The 18,735-nt window shown below is 68.3% G+C and carries 19 protein-coding genes; 4 read left to right on the top strand and 15 right to left on the bottom strand.

The features are described 5' to 3' along the window. Nucleotides 1-44 precede the first annotated feature (44 nt). The 6 genes from SYV04_RS41650 to SYV04_RS41675 form a co-directional block, all read right to left on the bottom strand. Complete coding sequence (locus tag SYV04_RS41650; protein ID WP_321551676.1) at nt 45-608, bottom strand: imm11 family protein; 564 nt, start codon at nt 606-608, stop codon at nt 45-47. Between the two features lie 280 nt (nt 609-888). Further along, nucleotides 889-2,265 carry a serine/threonine protein kinase gene (locus SYV04_RS41655; RefSeq protein ID WP_321551677.1) on the bottom strand — a complete coding sequence of 459 codons (1,377 nt, stop codon included), beginning with the start codon at nt 2,263-2,265 and terminating at the stop codon, nt 889-891. A gap of 57 nt (nt 2,266-2,322) precedes the next feature. Further along, entirely contained in the window at nt 2,323-2,910 is a 588-nt protein-coding gene (locus SYV04_RS41660) for a hypothetical protein (protein WP_321551678.1), read from the bottom strand. 11 nt (nt 2,911-2,921) lie between these two features. Beyond that, nucleotides 2,922-3,395 (bottom strand): hypothetical protein, encoded by a 474-nt coding sequence (locus tag SYV04_RS41665; protein WP_321551679.1) that lies wholly within the window; start codon nt 3,393-3,395, stop codon nt 2,922-2,924. Between the two features lie 58 nt (nt 3,396-3,453). After that, nucleotides 3,454-4,005 carry a Uma2 family endonuclease gene (locus SYV04_RS41670; protein ID WP_321551680.1) on the bottom strand — a complete coding sequence of 184 codons (552 nt, stop codon included), beginning with the start codon at nt 4,003-4,005 and terminating at the stop codon, nt 3,454-3,456. 143 nt (nt 4,006-4,148) lie between these two features. After that, a complete protein-coding gene (locus SYV04_RS41675) occupies nt 4,149-5,114 on the bottom strand; it encodes a type VI secretion system accessory protein TagJ (protein ID WP_321551681.1) in 966 nt (321 codons plus the stop codon). 30 nt (nt 5,115-5,144) lie between these two features. Between SYV04_RS41675 and SYV04_RS41680 the strand changes: the two genes are divergently transcribed. Both SYV04_RS41680 and SYV04_RS41685 read left to right on the top strand, forming a co-directional pair. Further along, a complete protein-coding gene (locus SYV04_RS41680) occupies nt 5,145-5,777 on the top strand; it encodes a phosphatase PAP2 family protein (protein WP_321551682.1) in 633 nt (210 codons plus the stop codon). Further along, complete coding sequence (locus SYV04_RS41685; protein WP_321551683.1) at nt 5,761-6,042, top strand: hypothetical protein; 282 nt, start codon at nt 5,761-5,763, stop codon at nt 6,040-6,042. The genes SYV04_RS41680 and SYV04_RS41685 overlap by 17 nt, the downstream gene beginning before the upstream one ends. Nucleotides 6,043-6,062: 20 nt before the next feature. Here SYV04_RS41685 and SYV04_RS41690 read toward each other — a convergent pair whose 3' ends face one another. Next, on the bottom strand, nt 6,063-6,980 hold the full coding sequence (locus SYV04_RS41690; protein WP_321551684.1) for a fatty acid desaturase family protein: 918 nt from the start codon (nt 6,978-6,980) through the stop codon (nt 6,063-6,065). A 255-nt stretch (nt 6,981-7,235) separates the two neighbouring features. Between SYV04_RS41690 and SYV04_RS41695 the strand changes: the two genes are divergently transcribed. Both SYV04_RS41695 and SYV04_RS41700 read left to right on the top strand, forming a co-directional pair. Beyond that, nucleotides 7,236-7,439, top strand: a complete 204-nt coding sequence (locus SYV04_RS41695) for a cold-shock protein (RefSeq protein ID WP_321551685.1) — start codon at nt 7,236-7,238, stop codon at nt 7,437-7,439. Between the two features lie 108 nt (nt 7,440-7,547). Beyond that, nucleotides 7,548-8,492: an FHA domain-containing protein gene (locus SYV04_RS41700; RefSeq protein WP_321551686.1), complete on the top strand. Its 945-nt coding sequence runs from the start codon at nt 7,548-7,550 to the stop codon at nt 8,490-8,492. Between the two features lie 6 nt (nt 8,493-8,498). Here the strand turns inward: SYV04_RS41700 and SYV04_RS41705 are convergent, their stop codons facing one another. From SYV04_RS41705 to SYV04_RS41740, 8 genes are all read right to left on the bottom strand, one after another. After that, a complete protein-coding gene (locus SYV04_RS41705; protein WP_321551687.1) occupies nt 8,499-8,897 on the bottom strand; it encodes a hypothetical protein in 399 nt (132 codons plus the stop codon). A gap of 89 nt (nt 8,898-8,986) precedes the next feature. Next, on the bottom strand, nt 8,987-11,908 hold the full coding sequence (locus SYV04_RS41710) for a serine/threonine-protein kinase (protein ID WP_321551688.1): 2,922 nt from the start codon (nt 11,906-11,908) through the stop codon (nt 8,987-8,989). 37 nt (nt 11,909-11,945) lie between these two features. Further along, the gene (locus SYV04_RS41715) at nt 11,946-12,131 is read right to left on the bottom strand and encodes a hypothetical protein (protein ID WP_321551689.1); all 186 of its coding nucleotides are present in this window, start codon (nt 12,129-12,131) and stop codon (nt 11,946-11,948) included. Between the two features lie 419 nt (nt 12,132-12,550). After that, nucleotides 12,551-13,147 (bottom strand): adventurous gliding motility protein CglE, encoded by a 597-nt coding sequence (gene cglE / locus SYV04_RS41720; RefSeq protein ID WP_321551690.1) that lies wholly within the window; start codon nt 13,145-13,147, stop codon nt 12,551-12,553. Nucleotides 13,148-13,278: 131 nt separating this feature from the next. Then, the gene (locus SYV04_RS41725; RefSeq protein WP_321551691.1) at nt 13,279-14,511 is read right to left on the bottom strand and encodes a sensor histidine kinase; all 1,233 of its coding nucleotides are present in this window, start codon (nt 14,509-14,511) and stop codon (nt 13,279-13,281) included. Nucleotides 14,512-14,773: 262 nt separating this feature from the next. Next, nucleotides 14,774-16,777 carry an AgmX/PglI C-terminal domain-containing protein gene (locus SYV04_RS41730; protein WP_321551692.1) on the bottom strand — a complete coding sequence of 668 codons (2,004 nt, stop codon included), beginning with the start codon at nt 16,775-16,777 and terminating at the stop codon, nt 14,774-14,776. A 53-nt stretch (nt 16,778-16,830) separates the two neighbouring features. Further along, entirely contained in the window at nt 16,831-17,109 is a 279-nt protein-coding gene (locus tag SYV04_RS41735) for a hypothetical protein (RefSeq protein WP_321551693.1), read from the bottom strand. Nucleotides 17,110-17,303: 194 nt separating this feature from the next. Beyond that, nucleotides 17,304-18,710, bottom strand: a complete 1,407-nt coding sequence (locus tag SYV04_RS41740; RefSeq protein ID WP_321551694.1) for a tetratricopeptide repeat protein — start codon at nt 18,708-18,710, stop codon at nt 17,304-17,306. Nucleotides 18,711-18,735 lie beyond the last annotated feature (25 nt).

Here is an 18,735-nt window from a genome sequence, read left to right on the forward strand (position 1 = left end):
GGCGCTCCATGACTTCATGGAGCGCCCGTTCTCGTGGAGGAGGGCTAAACCTCCTCGAACCGCGTGCCGGTGGCGCCCATGCGCTCCAAGGCGTCTTTGATCTCCTCGGAGACGAGCAGCGGGCCCGACCATCCCTCGAGGCGAAATACCCGAGCGCTTCCCACCTTCGCCTTGTCGATACGCAGGTCCCGCACGGAGGAGTACTGACCGACCTTGTGGGGCACTCCGTCCTCGTGCGTCCAGAGTTCGATTCGGGACGCCGTTTCATCGATACAGCGGATGAGGTGTGTGGCAACGAGGATGAGGTACTGATCTGGCTGGCCCTTGACGTCGACGGGTATCAGCTGCACGTCGTCAGGTGCCAGTTGCGTGAACATGGACGCGACCCTGACATGGACTACTGGGATGCTGATGCCCGCTTCCGTGAAATCCAGAGGCTTGCCTGCGATCTCGACCGGGATTCTCAAGCGGTCCTCGATGTGGACAGGGGTCCCGCGCAGGAACTGCCGGTCGTCCACCTTTCGGCCCTGACGGCCCACCGGCGTATCAAGGTCCCACCGGTGCGGGAAATTCACATTGTCGGCTAGCGCGAAGAACCGCTTGGACATGGACTCCGCCATCTAGCGCGGCTGCTTGCGGGTGACGAGTTGGTTCAGCTCCGCACCTCGCGCGCCCTTGTCCTGGCCGGTGTACGTGCGGACAACCTACGGGGTGCCGCTGCATCCGACCATCACCGCAAAAAGCAAGGGGTTGGTCCGCCACAGAATCCGCCAGAGCATCCGCAGGTACCTCTTCTCGTGAGGAGAGGCTCAGGTTAGGGGGCTGCCACACGAGAGAGGAGGAGTTGCCGGGTTGCACCCGTCCTTCACACCCTCCCACCTTGTGCGGTCACGGCTTGTCGGAGGTGGGCGGTCGGGGCAACTCGGCAGTGGGGATGACGCACTTTCCATCGTGCTCGAAGCCAGCTTTGGCACACGGAGGCTTCAACTCCATCACAACCCAGCACGCGCCGATGATCTCCCTCTCCGAAAGAGGGTTGCAGGGGGGCTTCTTCTGCCCTTTGAACGGAACCTTCGGCATAGGCAGGGCCAATGCGGCGGTGGGCGCTCCGGAGAAGGGAACGTCGCGAGTGACGCTGGCGAGCAGTTCCTCCCCAAGGCCCACGGTGCCACCGTCCCTATCGTCGTCCATGAGTTGTTCCGGGGCGGCGGCCACGTAGAGCGGAGCCTCGTGCTGCCCCCCTCGCGTGGGTAGCACCATGAGCAAAGCCACAGCGGCACAGCCTCCCAACACCACGAGCCTGCGTGCTGTACGCGACACCTGCCAGAAGCGAGGGCCAGGCCTCGCGGTCTTCTGGGTCTCCATCACAGACGGACTGACACCGATGGGCGTGGCAGCCTCAAGCCCAGTGCTGACCCTGCTCAGGGCGTCGGCGAGTTCGCCTGCGGTACCTCGCGCCTCTCGCTCCCGGGAGAGCATCCGGAGGATGAGCCGCTCTAACTCCGGTCTCACCGTTGCCAAGGCTCCCGGGGGTAAAAAGCGCGGCGGCTCGGCGGAAGAGATGTCCGGATCGGTGCGGGGCCCCGGATAGGTCCCTGTCACGAGGCGGTAGGCCATCACTCCCAGCGCGTAGAGATCATCGGCAGGACAGGACGGGTAGCGCGCTTCGGGGTCGTGGCGAAACTGGCGTCGGAAGCGCAGCAGCTCAGGGCTGCGGTATGCCTCGGTGCCAGGAGGAATCACGGTATCGGTGAGCGGATGCGCTCCCACGTGCCACGCAGCCCCCAGGTCCACGAGCACAGCGGTGCCGTCGGCGTTCACCAGCACGTTGTCGCCTTTCACATCCCTGTGAACCCCACCAAGCCGATGAAGCTCCGCCAGAGCGTACGCCACATGGGCCAGGGCTCGTGCCGCGGAGGCGTTGGTAAGGCCCGTCTCTCTCTGCATGACGTACAGCGGCAGCCCCTCCACCCACTCCATGACGAGGTAGGAGTAACTCTGCCCGGAAGACAAGAGCCATTCCCCCTTGTCCAGTAGCCGAGGCAGGTGCGGCGAGCGGGCGGTGTCCAGCAGCTTCGCCTCCCGTTCGAAGCGCGGATCTCTCGACTCCCGGGCGATCTTCAACGCAGCCACGGTCCCTGGCGCATCGATGCGCTGAACACGGAAAACGATGCCGAAGGTACCGTGCCCTGCGCACTTGAGCAGCCGCCACCGGCCAATGCTTTCGCCAAAGGGAGGGAATCGGGGACCAGCGGGTATCGTCATGGAAGCATCCAATCAGGTGGGCAACCCGGCACCCTACCTCGCACGATGGTACACCCGCTACCAACGATGGTCCGTGAAGAGGCAGTCGATCAGCTTCGCCTGCCCCAACCCAGTGTTGCCAACCTGTAGATCCGGCACGGGAGTAAAGAGAACTTCATTGGGCAGGCGCACAGAGGAGAAGAAAGCTTCCACGAGCTGATCCACCTTCGCCTCATAGGCTTGGTACTCCGAGGGGAGCGGAGAGTAGAACACCGTGGATTCCCCTCTCCGACTGTCCGTGTACCGATGCTGGGAAGCATAGAGGCAATGAACAGGCGCGAGGATGCTCACCAAGAGCACGACTTCCTTCACCTCCTTCACCTCCGGCGTAGCCAACGAGGAATTCGGCTGTGCGACTCGAGCCTCTCGCGCAGGGTCATACCGAATGGTCGGGTAGTCCCAGACGCGACACCCGGGTAACTCGTCACGGATGCGCTGGAGGAAAGCCTCCCAGGAAGTCACATCTTGCACCGCAGCCTGCCGAAGCGCTTCGAGCCGCTGATGCTCCTCAGTGGAGGAATGACTGGGGTCATCGCGGTGGACTCCTGCCGGGTAGTAGCGGTGGACAAGTTGGATGAGCGCTTCGGCTGTAAACCGCGAGTCCATGGCGCAGCCCTCTACTCCGGTGAAAACGTCGTCTGAGGGATCCCCTGTTCCATGAACTTGTTGACCTTAGCGCCCGGGATGTCACGCGCCAGCAGGCTTCCCATCTTCAGCCTGAACGCATCACAAAGTGCAGCGCTGGTAGCCACTCTTTGTTGGAGCGCGAACCGCGCTGCCTCATCCGCAGCGAAGGCCGCCAGTTCCTGAGCGGCGACATTGGCAACACGCCCCTGATGGTTCACCTCGGGAAGCCCAATTTCCACATCACACCAGGCTTGCAGGGGCTGGGTCCGTGAAACGCGCGTCAGCAAAATGCGAACCTGAGCCACCTTCCACCCACCCTCCCCTGGCGCCTTGTAGGGAACGACGTTGTAGAATTGGAAGGTAGTCGGCGGAATGGTGCCCCAAGAGGCGCACCCGACGAGAAGTGCCGTACCGAGAGCCCAGCCCAGCAGCGTGACCGGCCACTGCGAACCCCACAGTCGCATGCGGTTCCTCCCAGCAACAGCGCAACCAATCGGCTCATTCTATCCGGTTCACGCCGGTTCACCGAGCCCAGAGGGCGCCCAGTTCCAGCGCATGCGCCTCGAACGGCTCGGCATGCACCTTCACCGCCCCCGCGTGCGTGCCGAGCAACAACCACCGGCTCCCCTCCTGCCGATACACCTCCAGCATCCGCGCCTTGGGGTCCACCAGCCACACGTGCCGCACGCCTTCGCGCGCGTACACCCGCATCTTCCGTTCCCGGTCCAACACCACCGTCGATGGGGAGAGCACCTCGCACACCCAGTCCGGTGGCAACGTGAAGCCCACCGTGTCCGGCATCTCCGGCATCCGCTCACGGCGCCATCCCGCCATGTCTGGGACCAGCACATCTCGCCCCAAGCGAAGTTCCGGCTCGAACAAGAGCAGCCATCCCCCAGGCCCACCCTTCCCCCGGCTGAACGGCCCTACCAACTCATCGGCCAGCACGGTGGTTGCCAGGGCATGCCCGGAAGCAGGTCTTGGGCTCGCGTACAGCTCCCCCTCGATGAGCTCCCCCACCACGTTCTCGGGCAACGCCTCCAGATCCGCATAGCTGGCCGGTTTGCGTCCCATTTCTTCCCCATGCTCCCCAACGCCCGTCTCCATTTCCATGAGCGCGGGTCTACCAACAGGGTCTGACGTCCAGCGTCACATACGACACGCCTACCCTCCAGGTTGCCTCGGAGCCAGTCGGCGCGCAAGAGGCCCGCGCCCTCTCACCCGAAGAGCCGGCTCCAGAACCCCTTGCGCTGGGGCTTCTCCTCCTCCCCCTTCACCTGAGGAGCGCTCGGCGCGTCGAACACGATCTGCGCCACCTGGAGAACACCCACCAGCCCCGTAGTCCCGTCCTCGTGCGTCACCTTGAAGTCCCGCTGCCCCACGCCCTCGGCGTAGCCGTGCCCGTGCTCCCAGAACGTCATGCCGCCCATCCGCACCTGCTCACTCTCATGCCGCCCGGTCCCGGCGTAGAACGTGAACACCCGCAGCGGCACTGGCTCCCCACTCCGAGGCACCAACAGCGCCGGCAGCCAGGCGGACTCCATGAAGCTGCGCGGAGGCGCAAAGCGCACCTCCCGCAGCTCGCTGTAGGGCACATCCAACAAGGTGCGCCCCTCGAAGCACGGAAGGTGCCGCCCCGTCAGCTCATCCGAGTCCGTCAGATCCGTGAAGCGCACCACCGCCCCATTCGTCCGCGTCAGCGTCCCCGACACCGCCGGCCCGGCCTCCTTCGCCTCGGTCAGCGTGCGCGCGGCCTCCGCGTAACGCCCCTGGGCATGAAACACCGCCGCCTGGGCCAGGCGCATCGACGCCGGAGGCGGCATCCCCCCCAACATCTTCCGCGCGCCCGCCAGCGCCGCGTCCTTGCCTCGCAGCGTGCGCAGCCGCTCCGCCTCCGCACAGTCCCGCAGGAAGCCAGCCCCCTCGGCGAAGTCGGGCATGAGCCGCACCACCTGCTCCAGCGCGGCCAGCGCCCCGTCATAGTCCTCCAGGCGCGTGCGCAGGTTGAAGACGAGGAGGTACTTCTCCGGCGCGGGCTGAGCCTGGAGCTCGGCCTCCAGCGCGCGCAGCGCCCCCACGAAGTCTCCCTTTTGAATCAACTGCTCGACGGTCTCCGTGGTGGCCCCCAGGCTGGCATGGAGGCCGCCATGACAGCAGGACCGCTCCACAGCGTCCATGCCCATCTGCCCCACCAGAGAGGTAGATTCGCGCCCATGTCGCCTTCTGGCCTCCCCCTCCGAGAGCTCGCCGTCGCCGCGCTCTGCACGTTGCTCGTCGGCGTCGCCATGGCCATGACGCCCCCGCTGCCCGGAGACGTGGCCGTGGCGAGGGCCGTCCAGGCGCTCTCCCCGGGCACGGCCTGGGTGCCCGTGCTCGTCTCCACGGCCTACGCGCCCACGAAGTTCATCCTCATGGCCATCGCCGTGCTGGGAGCCTGGCGCCTCGCCGGCACGCGCACCGCCGCCCTGGTGCTCGGCTTCATCGTGCTCGAACAGCTCCTCGGCGAGGAGAGCAAGTCGATCTTCTCTCGCCCCCGCCCCTCCCCGGAGCTCATCGCCGTGATGGGCAGCCCCAAGGGCTTCTCCTTCCCCTCCACCTTCATCACCCTCTACAGCGTCACCGTGGGCGCGCTGGTTCTCATCGCCTGGAGATCCGCCCGAGGGGCCCCGCGGACCGCCATCATCACCGTGGGCGTGGCGCTGCTCGTCCTGGCCGGGGCCGCGCGCGTGGTGCCGGGCGCCCACTGGCCGAGCGATGTGCTCGGCACCTACCTCATCTGCCTGAGCTGGCTCCACGCAGGCCTGGCGCTCATCCGCCGAGGAGACACCCGTGGGAATCTTCAGTGACCGTCAGGTCGCCTTCATCCAGGACGCTCGCATCGAGATCCAGGGAAGCATCAGCCTGCTCGGAGGGAAGTTCCGCCTCCTCCTGCGCGGCGAACAAGTCGACGAGGCGACCTGCAATGTCGGCAGCGCGGTGACCCTGCGCGGCCAGCTGAAGCTGGGCGACACGGAGCAGCCAGTGGAGGCCGAAGTCACCCAGGGCTGGCTGGGCACCCGCTTCCACCTCCGTGTCGCCGGCCAGGAGCAGCGCCTCCAGCGCATGGGCTGAAGGCGCCTCCGGGCCCGCCGCTAGATGCGCGCGGCGTTGACGCCCGACTCCACCGCTTCCAGCTCGTCCCCGAACGCCACCTCGGCCTTCTCCCCCGAGGGAGGAGTGAACGGGGCGCGGCCGATCTGCTGCGTGCCGAAGCGCGGGGCGACGAGCGCCAGCACGTAGTTGCTGAAGCACCAGGGGAAGAAGTAACGCGGCTTGAGGTCGGGGTGGATCTCCGCGTCGATGCGCGCGTGCGCCTCGCGCAGGGTGCTCCAGTGCGCTCCCGGCATCTCATGGTGCGCCGCGTGGAGCGCGTTGTTGAACAGGAAGAAGTTGATCAGCGTGCCGGTGAAGCTGCGGCTGTGGTTGTGCTCGCTCCAGGGGTCCGTGTGGACATGCTGGATGTAGTTGAAGAACATGATCGTCCACAGCGCGAAGAAGGCCGGCAGCGCGAAGGCGAACAGCCACACCTTGGCTCCCGCCCACGGCCCGTGCAGCACCATCGCCAGCCCCAGCAGCGCCAGGTGCGTGCCGGCCCACACCACGTACTGGGTGACGATCTGCCGGAACAGCGCGGGGTTGTTGGTGCGCGCCTTGCGGATGAAGGCCTTGATCGGATCGCTCTGGAAGTACGAGGAGACGTAGAAGTACGTGGAGGCGACCCACCAGTTGTGCTTGTTGGTGTAGCGCCAGGTGATGGTGGCGTCCCCCGCCTTGTTCACGTACTTGTGGTGATTCAGGTTGTGCGTGGGGATCCACGCGAACGTCGGGTAGCCGTAGAAGATCGACAGCCACATGCCGAAGACGTCGTTCGCCTTGCGGTTGCGGAAGGTGGGGCAGTGGTTGTGGTTGTGGGCGATGACCCCGGCGGACAGCGCCAGGTAACACGCCAGCGGGCTCAACCAGGGGATCAACCCGGGGTTGGCGTACATGGACAGGGCCACCACAGGCATGGCCGCGCACCACAGAAGAGTCCGACGGTCGGCGGAGTATCGAAGCATGGAGGGAGGCAGGACTACTCCACCCATATGTTCACTGGCTAGCACCATTGCACCCCGAGTCGCATTCCGAACGTTCCCTGGTGTGAGGAAAACGAGCGGATCTCTGGATTTTTGCCTCAAAAGCTGCCAAGGGCGGGTCTTACCGTTCGTAATGCGGGCGGGAATTCCGGCGCGATCCACCGCGTCCGGTCGAGCAAGGAAGCGAAAATGGCAACGGGTGTCGTGAAGTGGTTCAACGATGCGAAGGGCTTCGGTTTCATCACGCAGGACGGCGGTGGCGAGGACGTGTTCGTCCACCACACTGCGATCCAGGCCGACGGTTTCCGCAGCCTGCAGGAGGGCCAGCGGGTACAGTTCGATGTGGGCCGTGGGCCCAAGGGCCTGCAGGCGCAGAACGTTCGTCCTATCTGATGGTGGGCTGAACCGCTTCGCGGCGCGACCCAGTTCGCGACATGAGGGCCTGTCTTTCTCGCGCAAGCGGAGGGGCGGGCCCTTCGTGTTTTCAGGCAAGAATCGCCCATGGCCATCCTCGAACACCGCGGGACGCGGACCCGCTCCGTCCTCCTCAGCCGGCACCTGGTGGGCCGCTCGAGCCTCGCCCACCTGCGCCTGAACGAGCCGAACGTCTCCGGGGAGCACGCGGTGCTCAGCTGGGACGGACGGCGGTGGGAGCTGCACGATCTGGGCAGCCGCAATGGCACCACCCTCGACGGCAAGCGCCTGGGGGCCGGTGAGCGCGTGGCGGTGAAGCGCGGCGCGGTCCTGGGCTTCGCGGGGGCTGGCAACCTCTGGGAGCTGGTGGATGACAGCCCGCCGGTGGCCCTCGCCCGGCCCCTGGACGGGGGCGAGCCGGTCTGCGCGGAGCACGAGCTCATCGCCCTGCCGGACGCCGAGGCGCCCGAGGTGACGGTGTACCGCGACGCCGTGGGCGACTGGGTCGTCGAGCGCGACGGAGACACGGAGCGCACCGCGGATGGGCGGGAGGTGAGCGCGGGCGGCCGGAGCTTCACGCTCCACCTGCCCGACATCGTCGCCTCCACCTGGGACGCGGAGTCCCTGGCCCCTTCGCTGGAGCGGCTCGGCCTGCGCTTCTCCGTCAGCCGCGACGAGGAGTTCATCGCGGTGACGGTGCTGGCCGAGGGGGGCCGGACGATCGATCTCGGCGCGCGCGCGCACCACGCCCTGCTGCTCGCGCTGGCGCGGGCGCGGCTCGAGGATCAGCGCGAGGCGGCCCAGGCGCCCAAGGGCTCCGGCCACCCCGAGACCCGCCACGGCTGGCTCTTCCTGGAGGATCTCGCCGAGAGCCTCAAGCTCGACGAGATGCACCTCAACGTGGCGGTGTACCGCTGCCGCCAGCAGCTCGCGGGCGCGGGCGTGACGGGCGCCGCGAGGCTCATCGAGCGCCGCAAGCCGACGCGCCAGCTCCGGCTCGGGGTGAGCCGGCTCGAGATCGTCTCGGTGTAACGGCGCTCAGGTGTTCGGCGGGTTGATGACAATCAATGGATCGTGCTCCGTCCCGTCGCTCCACTTCACCTTGAAGTGGACCGTGTGCTCCGCGCTGCCGATGAACTTGCTCGGCAGGGTGTAGCTGTAGACACCGTTCGCGAAGCTCCAGTCCTGGGGCGGGTTCACGGTGTGGCCCCCTACCTTCGTCGTCTGGATTCCGGCCACCGTCTTGGTGCCCGGCAGCGGGGTCAGCGAGAGGGTGGTGCTGGAAGGGTACCCGCCGTCACCCTGGCTGTTGTACTGGAGCGCGATGGCGTTGTAGCGGCCGTCCTCCGCCTGGATGATCAGGTTGTCCGCGCTGTACTGCACGCTCGCGCGGATGATCTGAGGGTTCTGCTGCGGATCCACCCACTTGGTCGGCATCTCTCGTCACCTCGGGTTCAAGGGAGGGGGCGATGGTGGACGAAGGCCCTCGCGAACACCATGACAGCCCATGACAGCCAGGGTCCGCCCTACCTCGCGGCCAGGGAGCGGGAGATCTCCCGGGCGCGGTCCGCCCAGTCCGGCCCCAGGGTGCGGTAGGTCTCAAGGGCCGCGGTGGACAGCTCGCGGCGGCGCGCCGGCTCCACCCCGAGCCCGCCCAGGGCGCGTGCCAGCCCCCAGCGCGTCTCGGCCAGCTCCTGCGGGTCCCCTCCCCCAGGCGTCTTCTCGCGCAGCGCGAGCGACGCCTCGAAGGCCTCGCGCGCCAGGGCGTAGTGCCTCCGGTCGAGGTGGGCGAGCCCCACACCCTTGAGCGGGAAGGCCAGGTTGGGGTGCGAAGGCCCCAGGCCTCGACGGAGGATCACCAGCGCCTGCTCGAAGTTCCGAAGCGCGGCCTCGCTCTCCCCGAGCGCCAGCAGCGTCTCTCCGATGTTGCTGACGAGCACCCCCACGTCGATGTGCTCGGCCCCCAGGTTGGCCTCCAGAATCCCCCGCGCCCGCTCGTAGGCCGTGAGCGAGCCCGCGTAGTCCTTGCGCATGAAGCGCAGCACGCCGATGGCCATGAGCGTCTCGCCCCGGCGGCGGTGCTCGGCCCCCAGCGTGCGCTCGAAGATGGCGTCGGCGCGCTCGGCGTGGGCCAGGGCCGCGGCGTAGTCGCCCCGGAACATCTCCGCCTGGGACAGGGCGGCCTCGCAGTGGCCGACGTCCGGAGCGTCCTCCCCCTGCGCCGCGCGGTAGATGTTGGCGGCCTGTTCGATCTCGCGCCGCCCCTGCTCCACCTGCCCCAGGCGCTCGATCTGGAGCACCCCCAGGGCCCGCCGCGTGGTGGCGACATCGGGATGGCCCGGCCCCCAGGCGGCGAGACTCAGCGCGAGCGCCCGCTGGTAGTCGGCCAGGGCCTTCGGGGCCTCTCCCGTCGCGGCGAAGGCGATGGCCCGGCCGCGCAGCAACGGAACGAGCCGGACCTCTTCGACGCGACGCGCGGTCGCCTCCGCCAGTGCCTGGGTGAAGGTCTCCACGGCCTCGCGGTGCTGCCCCCCCGCCATCTGGATGTTGCCCCGGGCGTGCGCCACGTCGAGGCGCCGCCGGTCGTCTCCATGGCCCAGCCGGCGCAGCCACGCATCGGCCTGCCGTACCCACTCCCGCGCCTCCTCGAGGGGACGGTGGCTCGCCCCAGCGTCCCGGGCGAGCGTGAGCCACGTGTCGGCCACCAGCTCGTCATGCCGGCTCTCGGTGGCGACCTCCAGGGCATCGCGCAGCCGGGCCTCCCCCTCGGCGGAACGGCCGTGCTGGAGCTCCAGCCGTCCCCGGAGCAGCAGCACCTCGCCCCGCGCCGGTAGGTACGCCAGGCGCGTCTCCACTTGCTCGGCCTTGCCCAGCTCGGCGCTCGCCTCGGCGAGCTCTCCCGCCGCCAGCAAGGCCTCGCCGCGCGCCAGGTGCCGCCGCAGCGCATCGAGCTGCTCCAGCCCCTGCGTCTCCTTGGGCGGAGGCAGTCCCAGCCGGAGGACTCCCGAGTCCGCGCACACCCCAAGGTCTCCCAGGCCATCGAGGATGGCGCCACTGCGCTCGGCCGACCGCGCGGGATGGGTGGTGAACACCTCGGTGGCAGCGGCAAGGGAGCGCTTACGGGCAGAGAGGCACTCCATGCGCCGGTCGAGCAGCTCGGGGGACTGCACATGCCGCACGTGGGTGGCTTCGCAGGCGTCCTGGCTGGCGGCGAGCCAGCGCTCGGCGTACTGATCGAGCCGCGCTTCCACCGCGCGCCAGGCGTCGGCGGCATAGGAGAAGCGGGTGTCGAGCAGCGCGGTCCTCACCCGTTGCCTGGCGGCCTCGTCCCAGACGCCCGCCAGCTCCGCGGCGGAAGTCTCGCACCGAGGCCGTAGGTCCTGGAGGTAGAGCGAAGCAGCGCTCGTCCCAGCGACGAGGAGCGTGATCGCCCCCACCGCGACGAGGCGGCGACGCGACCGGCCATGATCCCGGGTCAGCGCCTCGAGGAGCGCCTCCATCGTCGGGAAGCGCTCCTCCGGTCGCGGTGACAGCCCGCGATCGATCGTCTCCCAGAGCCAGCGCGCATGGAGCTCGGCGGGGCGTGCCCGGCGCTGGGCCTCTCCAGGCTCGCCAGCCGCGCGAGCGAAGGCGAAGTCAGCGAAGGGCCGCTCGCCATAGAGGGCTTCATAGAGCGAGACGCAGAAACTGAACTGGTCGGTCCGCGCGTCGAGCGCCCCACCCGAGAACTGCTCCGGAGCCATGTAGCCGGGCGTACCCGACACACCGGCACTGCCCGCCCCTGCCCCTGCCCCCGCCAGGGCCACCGCCGCGCCCGCTACCTCCTCGCGCGCGGGCGCCGTCGCCAGCGCGAGGCCGAAGTCCAGCACCCGCACCCGCCCATCCCCGGCGACCAGGACGTTGTCGGGCTTGAAGTCACGGTGAACGATACCCGCCTGGTGTGCCGCGGAGAGGCCCGTGCCAGCCGCCACATAGGCCGACAGGATCTCCCGCCACGAGCGTCCCGGCGCCCGCTGCCACTGTCGCAAGCTGCCGCCTTTGACGAACTCCATGGCGATGAATACGTCGCCATCGGGCAGCACGCCGGCCTCGTAGACCGCGACCACGTTGGGGTGCGACAGGCGGGCCAGGGCCTGGGCCTCGCGCAGGAGTCGCTCCTGAGCCACCCCTTCCCCATCGCGCCGCTGCGGCCGAACGACCTTGATCGCCACCTTGCGATCGAGCCGCTCGTCGAAGGCGGCGAACACCATGCCCATGCCGCCCACCCCAAGCTCCTCGAGCAGCACGAAGCGCTCGAGCCGGCGAGGAGGCATCTCCCGCCGCGAGCCCTCGGTACACTCGGCGGGCGTGTCCTTGCCGGAAGCGGGCTGCGCGGCCGCCGCATCGTCGACGGTGGGAGCGGTGGCGGCGGCTCGGCCGTCGGGTCGTCGCGGGAAGCGAGGCGGCATGCGGGGACTCGGGCCCCCTATTTATCACGGAGTCCTCTCACTTCTTGCGGAGGACCTGGGCCGGGAGGTTGCGGCGCGCCGGGTCCAGCAGGGCCACCACGAAGGCCGCGATGGGCACGGGCAAGGCTACGAGCGCGAGGATGAAGGCGAGACGGAAGACACGAAAAAGAAAGCGCAGGCAGGCGCGCACCCAGGCGCGCACCGCCTTGAAGAAGGCAGGCATGGCGAACTCCACGAGCAAGAAGAAGGTTCCAGGAACAGGCCCCGGAACGGCTCAGTGGAGGAGCGCGCGATGCACGAGGAAGAGGCGCCGGAGAGGACTCGGCACCTGGACCGGTTGGATGATCCGAGGCTCGCGGGAAACCCGCGCCCGAGGCCGCTCCAAGCGGAGCACCGAACGTCCGACCCGTGCCTCGGCTTCAGCCGCTGGACGCTGCCTCGCATGCTCGCAAAGCGCCGCGACGGCCCCAACCCAGGCGTCCGGCAAGGCACGCGCCGACACGCCCGCCCCCAGGAGGGCGAGGCACGCCAGTGCCATCCGCAACCAGCGAGCCGTGGAGTGAAGGGAGCCGGACATCCGGCCTCAACCTAGCCATGGGCACCCGCGCGTCAAATCGTGGACGCGGCGGACGCCCGGTGGGCTCAGAACGTGTACTTCACCCGCGGGAACAGCGCGAACGTGGGGATGTTCGGACCGATGACGTAGCGCGCCATGAAGTCCGCGCCCACCGAGAAGTGGTCCATCATCGTCGCGTACTCGATGCCCACGCCCACGCCCGCGTTGGGCGCGTGGATGGTGCGCCCCGGATCGCCCTCCGTGTTCACCGGTGCCGGATCCAGCCGCGTGTAGCCGGCCGCCACCTTCGGCGACAGGTAGAGCCGGTCCGCCAGCCGCACGTTGTACGCCGCCGTCACGTCTCCGAACGCCACCGTGAAGTTGTCCGAGAGCGCACAGACATCCGTGTTCGGCAGGTAGCCCGCGAAGCAGTTCGCCGCCGAGGAGCCCAGCCCGAAGTGAACGCCGAGCGACAGGGTCTCCGTCAGGTCATACCCCACGCCCAGCTGCAGGTACGACTGCGCGTTCGAATAGGCGTTCTCCCCGCCCAGCGTGAAGAACACCCCGACGTCCGTCTCGGTGAAGAACCCGCGCCGAGGCTTGAACTCCACGCCCTCTGGAGGCGTGGCCGCCAGTGCGGAAGAGGACAGCGCGAGCGCGGCGACCCACAGACACTTCTTCACGGAACCTCCCGAAGCAGCCCTCCCAGGAACATCCGGAAGTGGCGCTGGACGTTAATGACGCCCCCCACACTCCGGCAACGCTCCACAGGCCCGGCAACGGGGCGGAACGTCCTCCACTCCACGCCTCGGGCTCACTCGATGGGGCGCAAGTCCGTTCGAGAGCCGGGGCTGGTGACCATCGACTCGGTGCGCGGCGGCGTGCGCGGCAGATACACCGTGAAACAGGAGCCCTCGCCCGGCCGGCTCTGCACGTCGATGCGGCCGCCGTGCGCGGTGACGATGCCGTGGACCACCGCCAGCCCCAGGCCCGTGCCCATGCCCGGCGCCTTGGTGGTGAAGAAGGGCTGGAAGAGCTTGCGCATCGTCTCCGGCGACATGCCCGCGCCCGTGTCCCGCACCTGCACGAAGACGCCCTCCCCCTCCTGGCGCGTGGACAGGCTCACCTTGCCCCCCGCGTTCGTGGCCTGGCCGGCGTTCACCAGCAGGTTCAGCAGCACCTGGCCGATCTGCCGGGGCCTGCCCATCAGCCTGCCCACCTCTTCCATGTGCGTCTCCACCTGGCAGTGGAGCAGCTGGTTGTGGGCGATGCGCAGCGCCGTCTGCGCCTCGGCGTTCAGGTCGTACTCGACATAGGCCTCGGGGTCTCCCCGCGAGAAGCGCCGCAGGTCGGCGACGATGTCGTTGACGCGCTGGACTCCGTCCAACGTCATCGGCAGCACCTCGTCCACGTACTCCTTCAGCTCCTTGGACAGGGAGGTCTGCTGCTTGAGCTCGTCGTAGAGCGAGTGGATGTTGCTGGTGACGAAGCTCATGGGGTTGTTGATCTCATGGGCCACGCCGGCCGCCATCATCCCCAGGCTGGAGAGCTTCTCCTGCTCGAGCGCGCGCTGGTGGACCTGCCGCAGCTCGTCCTGCTGCTGGATGACCTTCTGCAGCGCGCTCTGCAGCAGCGCCGTGCGCTGCTCGGCGATCAGGAAGCTGATGATGCCCAGCATGTCGAAGGCCACCGGCAACCACGGATCACACCCGGCCCAGATCGCCGCCCCGTTGGTGAGCAGCAGGTAGAAGAACGCCCGCGTGCGCTCTCGCCCTCCGGGCCCGTGCAGCCAGATCATGTTCAGCGGCACGTAGAGCCAGAGGATCACCGACCAGTTCACGAAGGGGCCGTAGACCACGAAGCTCAGACCGCTGGCGATCATCCGCACGGTCTCTGCCACGTCCCGGCTCGTCCACTTCGCCAAGCGCTCGATGAACAGGAAGTTCAGCAGCATCATCACCGGCAGCACGGTGACGAGCACCACGGTCGCGTCCCAGTGCCCCCAGAACTGGATGATGAGCGCGAGGTTGAAAAGGATCGCGCCCACGTTCCGGAGCCTTCGCAGGTTCGGGTGGAGGTGGTCCGGAACCACGGTCGGCTGTTGGACCATTAACTCCGCTCAAGAGTGGAACAGGAACGGGCCTGTCCGGCAGTTCTTGGTTTCGATACCGGCTGAAACGTCTTTCCTTCTCATAATACAGAGTGGCCTGCGGGATGGGCCAGCAATTCCGGCATCCCGCAACGAAGAACCCCCGGGCTCCAGCAACGCGGAGCACCGGGGGTTCAGGGCTTTCAGGCTTTCAAGCGGTTCAGCTCTCGTCCTCGCTGCCCGAGGGAGAGAAGAGCCAGGGGTACGTGACGGCCACCACGCCGCCGCCCTTGGGCTCGGGGAACTTCCAGCGGCGGATGCGCGAGAGCATGCAGTTCTCCGCCGTGGAGTTGCTCAGCGTCGTCTCCGCCACATTGGCCTCGGCGACCGCGCCCGTCGGGTCGATGGTGAAGGCCACCGCCACCTTGCCCGCGAGGCTGGGGTTCTTGTTCAATTCCGACTCGTAGCAGTATTTGATCTCATTCTGGTGACGCCGAATCACCTTGGCGATGACGTCCTTGTCCAGGCCGCCGATGACCGTCGTCTTGCCGGGGATGACCTTGGTGATGGCCTTGCCCTTGCCACCCAGGTCGATGCCGCCCGCGCCGCCGGTGCCGCGCCCGTTGCCCTGAGTGCCCAGGCCGCCGATGCCCAGCGCCGTGCCGCCACCGCCGGTGCCCTTGCCGCGCGAGCCGAGCCCGCCCACGCCCTGCGCATCCCCGAGCCCCGCGCCGGCCTTCAGGCCACCGAGCGAGTTGTTGATGCCAGTGCCCAGGCCACCCGGACCGAACACGTCCGAGGCGCCGCCCTTGAGGCCCTTGAAGGCGCCCAGCAGGCCCACGTTGCCCACCACCTGCCGGTCCTTCTCCTTCTTGGTCTTGTCCACCACGCGAGTGCCGGGCTTGGAGGGATCGGCCTCCTGCTTCTTGGCCTCTTCCTTGCCGAACTTGCCCTCCTCGTCCTTCGCCTTGGCGCCCTCCTCCACCCCGGCCAGCTTCAGCTTCTTGATCTCGAGCTTCTTCTCCGGGGCGATGAGGAACTTGGCCACCCGCTGCTGATTCTGGAGGATGTCATCCGCCGAGGGCGCCTCCGAGCGCGGCGTGAGCAGCATGGCCGCCAGCACGGCCGCGGCGGCCAGCATGGTGATGCAGGTGATCTTGAAGAAGGTGAAGTCCGCCTCATCGATGGTCGACACCTTGATGGCCGGCGAGGGGCGCACGTAGCGGACCACGAAGGAGACCGCTCCGAACGAGACCTCGGCCCGATCATGCAGGCCCAGGGTGAAGACCTGGCCCTTGTCGGCCGCCGCCGGGGTGAGCTGGCCCGAGGCGCGCAGCGCGTCCTTGGTCCGCACATCGCCCTGCGTGGTGACGATGACGCCCGAGCCAGCCGGGGCGCGCAGCTCCACCTGGGTGCCCTTGCCCACCGCGAGCACGTGACGCGCGCCCACCTCGGGAACGAAGACGTTGAAGAGGTTGCCCTTGCCCTCGCCGATGGTGACGGGCACGCCCTCGCGGAAGTGCTGCACCTCGAGCAGCGTGTCGCCCCAGAGCATCGCCACCTGGAGCACCTTCGCCTCGGCGGTCGGCAGCGCGCTGGGAGGCAGCGGCTCCTGCAGGTGCGCCGGCGTCTGGGCCTTCTTCATCACCGCCGCCACCGCGGCCGGAGCCACCACCGGGGTCCGAGTCACCGAAGCGACCGGAGCCGGCGCCGGAGCCACCGGCACGGGCGTCGGCGTCTGGCGCGCCTTGAGCCCAGGAGGCGTCATCGTCCGCGCGGGCGGAGTGACCACCTCGGGCACCATGGCGGCGCGCGGCGCGGGCGCGGGCGTCGGCGTGCGCTGCGTCACCGAGCCCTGGAAGCCCTTGCCGCTCGCGTGCGCGCCCGCGGGGATCTTGGGCGCCTCGTCCGCGCCGAAGAGCACCTCCACGCGGGACTCGCCCACCGTGAGCACGTCTCCGTGGGAGAGCGGCTTGGGCACCATCAGCCGCTGTCCGTCCACCTTCGTCCCGGACTCACTGCCGAGATCGATGGCCGTCACCCCGCCGTCCTTGTCCACCTTCAACATCAGGTGGAGGTTGGAGACACTGGGGTCCTGAATCTTCACCGCCGCCTGCGCTCCCGAGCCCACGATGATGCTCTCGGTGTCCGCGGTGGTCTCCACCGTGGAGCCGTCGGGTCCCGTGATGCGCAGCCTCAGTCCGTTGTTCTTCGCCGCCGCCATGAGGATCGTTCCCTTCCCCTTCCCACCCAGAAAAACGCGCGCCCCCCAAGGCGCTACAGGTTGTCCACCGACTTCTGCAACTCGGGGTTGAAGTTGTCCCGAACCTTGATGAGGCTCTGGAAGTCCGTCTTCTTCCGGTTCAAGACGTAGGAGCCCTCCGGCTTGGTGAGCTCACCCTCCACCGCCACGTCGGTGAAGTCGATGACCGTCTTCTTCCGGTAGATCGTCCGGTCTTCCTCCTGGATGATCTTCACCTCGGTCTTGTCCTGGGCCAGAGCCTGGCCCGTCCACAACGCCGCCGCCGCCACTACCGCCGATGCCAGTCGTTTCATCCGTCGCCTCCGTTCACCCATCGGTTGAGACAGCGGGTTCAAGAAGAGGTTCCCGCATGTTCTTGCAGGAGTCGATCCAATCCAAATGCCCTGGATCGTAAGGGACTTGCCCGGTGCCTGCCACGTCGCCTGCCCGGTCAGAGGAAAAAAGTTCCCACCGTGTCCGGTAGGTTTGTCCGTGTCGCCCATACCTTTCACGGAGCGGGCGAGGGAGCAGGCGTGGCGGCCGGGGCCTCCGGGGCCGCGCTCTCGGGAGCGGCGGCGGGAGTGCCCTCGGTGGGCGCGGGCTCGGCGGGGGTCGGCTCGGCGCCGGGGTTGACCTCCTCGGGAGGAGGCCCCTCCTGGCGCTCGGCCTCCTCGGAGACCTTGTTGAGCAGGGAGCCGTCGCCAGCGGGCGCACCCTCCTTCTTGGCGTCGGCGGCGGGCTGGAGCTGCCCGCTCTTCTGCATCGCCTGGATCCCCTGCACCTTGGCGTCGATCATCTGCCGGTCCTGCGGCGTGGTGCTCTGCAGCCCCTTGCAGCGGTCGAGGAAGGACAGCGCCTTGTCCCAGCCGCCGCGCTCGGCGGCATAGGCCCAGCCGGCGCCGCACACGGCCTCCGGGTGGTCGGGGCGCACGGCGAGCACCTTCTCGAAGGCCTCGCCCGCGGCCAGGCCCTTCTTGGGGTCGCGGCCCTTCTGCCCGTCCAGCGCGAAGGCGAAGTAGAGCTGGCCTTCGTAGGTGAGCGGATCGAGCTCCACCGCCCGGGCGAAGGCGCGCTCGGCGCCCACGTAGTCGCGGTACGAGAGCGCCATGGCGCCGATGTTCATGTGGCCCGGGGCGAACTTCTCATCGAGCGACACGGCCTTCTGGAACTGGGCCAGCGCGCGCGGACGATCGTTCAGCTTCAGGTAGATCATCCCCAGGTTGTTGTAGACGCCCGGATCGTTCTCCGCGAGCTTGCGCGCGTTGCCGCTCACCAGCTCGGCGAGCCGGTACTGGCCCTGGTCATAGTAGATGAGGGCCAGGTTCTTGTACGCGTCCGGGTTGTCCTTGCTGCGGGCCAGCACGCTGCGGGCGGTGGCCTCGGCCTGCTCGAAGCGGCCCGCCAGCCGGTAGGCCACGGTGAGGTTGTTGAGCAGCGCCACGTCGTGCTCGCGGCCCGGAGCCTTCAGGGCCTTCTCGTACAACGAGATGGCCAGGTCGAACTTCTCCTGCACGCGGTAGAGCCGGCCCAGGTTCAGCAGCGAGGGCTGGTGGTTGGCGTCCAGGAAGAGGACCTTCTCGTAGGCGGTCTGGGCATCGGCGAGCCGGCCCTGGCGCTCGGCGATGAGGCCCAGGTTGAACTGGGCGTTGAGGCTCTGCGGCGCCTTCTCCACCACCTGCTCGAAGCCCTTGCGCGAGGCCTCGTAGTCGCCGGCGTCGAAGGACGCGAGCGCCGAGGCGAACAGCTCGTTGGGACCAGCCCCCGGAGGCGCAGGCCGAGGCGCCGGAGCGGCGGCCTTGGCGGGCGCCGTCGTGGGCGCCACCGAGGCGGTGGGCGTGGACTTGACCTGAGGCGCCGTGGCGCACGCCGTGGTGAAAGCCAGGGCGGCGGTGGCGAGCGTGCGGGTGATCGTCATGACGGTCTTTCCTGCGAGGACCTGG

Source organism: Hyalangium ruber, assembly GCF_034259325.1.
Lineage (GTDB): Bacteria > Myxococcota > Myxococcia > Myxococcales > Myxococcaceae > Hyalangium_A > Hyalangium_A rubrum.

Coding starts and splice junctions, on each gene's coding strand:
- SYV04_RS41730 (WP_321551692.1), bottom strand. CDS start 16,777: ATGGCGGCGGCGAAGAACAACGGACTGAGGCTGCGCATCACGGGACCC.
- SYV04_RS41740 (WP_321551694.1), bottom strand. CDS start 18,710: ATGACGATCACCCGCACGCTCGCCACCGCCGCCCTGGCTTTCACCACG.
- SYV04_RS41670 (WP_321551680.1), bottom strand. CDS start 4,005: ATGGGACGCAAACCGGCCAGCTATGCGGATCTGGAGGCGTTGCCCGAG.
- SYV04_RS41680 (WP_321551682.1), top strand. CDS start 5,145: ATGTCGCCTTCTGGCCTCCCCCTCCGAGAGCTCGCCGTCGCCGCGCTC.
- SYV04_RS41700 (WP_321551686.1), top strand. CDS start 7,548: ATGGCCATCCTCGAACACCGCGGGACGCGGACCCGCTCCGTCCTCCTC.
- SYV04_RS41695 (WP_321551685.1), top strand. CDS start 7,236: ATGGCAACGGGTGTCGTGAAGTGGTTCAACGATGCGAAGGGCTTCGGT.
- SYV04_RS41675 (WP_321551681.1), bottom strand. CDS start 5,114: ATGGGCATGGACGCTGTGGAGCGGTCCTGCTGTCATGGCGGCCTCCAT.
- SYV04_RS41710 (WP_321551688.1), bottom strand. CDS start 11,908: ATGCCGCCTCGCTTCCCGCGACGACCCGACGGCCGAGCCGCCGCCACC.
- SYV04_RS41735 (WP_321551693.1), bottom strand. CDS start 17,109: ATGAAACGACTGGCATCGGCGGTAGTGGCGGCGGCGGCGTTGTGGACG.
- SYV04_RS41705 (WP_321551687.1), bottom strand. CDS start 8,897: ATGCCGACCAAGTGGGTGGATCCGCAGCAGAACCCTCAGATCATCCGC.
- SYV04_RS41655 (WP_321551677.1), bottom strand. CDS start 2,265: ATGACGATACCCGCTGGTCCCCGATTCCCTCCCTTTGGCGAAAGCATT.
- SYV04_RS41650 (WP_321551676.1), bottom strand. CDS start 608: ATGTCCAAGCGGTTCTTCGCGCTAGCCGACAATGTGAATTTCCCGCAC.
- SYV04_RS41660 (WP_321551678.1), bottom strand. CDS start 2,910: ATGGACTCGCGGTTTACAGCCGAAGCGCTCATCCAACTTGTCCACCGC.
- SYV04_RS41690 (WP_321551684.1), bottom strand. CDS start 6,980: ATGCCTGTGGTGGCCCTGTCCATGTACGCCAACCCCGGGTTGATCCCC.
- SYV04_RS41665 (WP_321551679.1), bottom strand. CDS start 3,395: ATGCGACTGTGGGGTTCGCAGTGGCCGGTCACGCTGCTGGGCTGGGCT.
- SYV04_RS41715 (WP_321551689.1), bottom strand. CDS start 12,131: ATGCCTGCCTTCTTCAAGGCGGTGCGCGCCTGGGTGCGCGCCTGCCTG.